The following is a 2,325-nucleotide window of genomic DNA, read 5'->3' as shown; positions in this document are numbered from 1 at the left end:
AAAGACATGGTACGAATATCATATGCAGTAGTTCTTCTTGGTTTGTTGCTTGCAGGATGCAGCACAAATCAGAAGGTTGAACAGAAAACAGGAAAGTTGAAGGTGTCGGAAAACGGCAGATTTTTGGTAACGGAAAGCGGAGAGCCATTCTTCTGGCTTGGCGATACAGGGTGGCTTCTGTTCGGTAAGCTTAACAGGGAGGAGGCAGATAAATACCTTGAAGACCGGAGTCAGAAAGGATTTAATGTCATCCAGGCTATGGTGTTACATTCAGTATCTGCTGCGAATTTTTATGGAGATTCGGCTCTTGTAAATAAGGATGTTGCTAAGCCCAGGATAACAGAAGGAAAAGATCCGAAGGATTCCGTTCAGTATGATTTCTGGGATCATGTAGATTATATTGTAGATAAAGCAGCAGAAAAGGGCTTGTACATGGCCCTGGTGCCTGTTTGGGGAACGAATGTTAAGGAAGGCATGGTGACTCAGAAGCAGGCGGCAGTATATGCGAAATTCCTGGCTGACAGATACAAAGACAGGTCTAATATCATCTGGCTTAACGGAGGGGATATTAAAGGGAGCGACTCTATTGAAGTATGGAAAACTATCGGTTCTGTGATCAGGAAGAATGATCCGAATCACCTGATCACTTTCCACCCAAGAGGTCGTACTACCTCATCTGAATGGTTTCATAATGAAGAATGGCTTGATTTTAATATGTTTCAATCAGGGCACCGCCGTTATGACCAGGATACCTCTGCAAAGGAAAAAAGGCACTATGGTGAGGACAACTGGAAATTTATAGAAGAAGATTTTGCCCTGAAACCTGCAAAACCGTCAATTGACGGAGAACCTTCTTATGAAGGAATCCCGCAAGGGCTGCATGATACGTTACAGCCAAGGTGGACTGCCAATGACGTTCGCAGATATGCCTACTGGTCTGTATTTGCCGGCGGTTTCGGATATACTTACGGTCATAACGCCGTGATGCAGATGCATAATCCGAAGGACAAAACCAGTGCATACGGCTCTCATGAGAACTGGTATGATGCAGTCAATGATCCTGGTGCAAAACAAATGATCTATGTGAAAGCGCTTATGCTTTCCCGTCCTCTTGCCGAAAGGGTGGCAGATCAGTTTATGATTGCCGATCAGGGTGAGAAATACAATTACCTCATTGCCACACGCGGCAAACAGTATGCTTTTGTGTATACCTATACCGGAAGGAACATTAAGATTAACATGGGCAAGATTGAAGGTGATAAGGTAAAAGCTTCCTGGTATAACCCGCGGAATGGTAAATCAACCGAAATAGGCGAGTTTGATAATAAAGGAACTCTCGATTTTGATCCTCCGGGCGAACCTAAAGATGGAAATGACTGGGTGCTGGTGCTCGACGCAATTTAAAAAAAACTCTTTTACATGCGTAACATCTGTTTTCTCATATTACTTTTCATAGTTTCCTCCTGTTCAAAAGAGGTCTATATGTTTTCGTCGTTTCATGAACCGGCGGATGAAGGGTTGCGGTTTCTTTACAGCTACGACGGCTATAAGTGGAATGACCTGGACCATGTGTTTTTGAAACCGGTTATAGGTGACCAGAAAATCATCAGGGACCCTTCCGTCGCAAAAGGGCCGGATGGCACTTATCATCTCGTATGGACGACCGGATGGAAGGGTACCAAAGGATTCGGCTATGCCAGTTCAAAAGATCTGATACACTGGACGAATGAAAAGTCCATAGACGTAATGGCGAAAGAGCCGGAGACTGTCAATGTCTGGGCTCCCGAACTGTTTTATGACGATGAGGAGAAACAGTTTATCATTATCTGGGCGTCTGCTATTCCTTTCCGGTTTCCTAAAGGTCAGGAGGATGAAAACAATAACCACAGGATGTACTACACCACAACGAAGGATTTCAAGACTTTCAGCGAAACCAGGCTGTTCCTGGATCCGGGCTTCAGTGTGATTGATTGTGTCATTTTAAAACAGGCTAAAGGAAAGTATGTACTGGTGTTAAAAGACAATACCCGTCCGAACAGAAACATTAAAGTAGCTTTCAGTAATACGCCCCTCGGGCCATATACAAACATATCGGAGCCTTTCACCGATAAGCTTACAGAGGGGCCTGCTGTTGTAAAACCCGGGAAGGAATGGTTAATATATTATGACTCTTACGGTACAAAAAAGTACGGTGCTGCTAAAACATATGATTTTAAAACCTTCGAAGATGCTTCCAAAGAAATAACTGTTCCCGAAGGTCACAAACACGGTACAATCTTTAAAGTACCAAAGAAAGTTCTGGAAGCGTTGAAGAGGGAAGCGGGG

The 2,325-nt window shown here is 44.0% G+C and carries 2 protein-coding genes; both read left to right on the top strand.

Annotation, left to right across the window (positions count from 1 at the left end; translation table 11 throughout):
- On the top strand, nucleotides 1–1,404 hold a 1,404-nt coding region (locus DDR33_RS23705), incomplete at its 5' end, for a glycoside hydrolase family 140 protein (RefSeq protein ID WP_317047471.1).
- 78 nt (nucleotides 1,405–1,482) lie between these two features.
- A partial coding sequence (locus tag DDR33_RS23700; protein ID WP_238387931.1) for a glycoside hydrolase family 43 protein occupies nucleotides 1,483–2,325 on the top strand: 843 nt, incomplete at its 3' end.

This window comes from Pararcticibacter amylolyticus, assembly GCF_003130405.1.
GTDB lineage: Bacteria > Bacteroidota > Bacteroidia > Sphingobacteriales > Sphingobacteriaceae > Arcticibacter > Arcticibacter amylolyticus.
The sequence above is the reverse complement of the archived record's forward strand: the minus strand, read 5'-3'. Positions and strand labels throughout refer to the sequence as shown.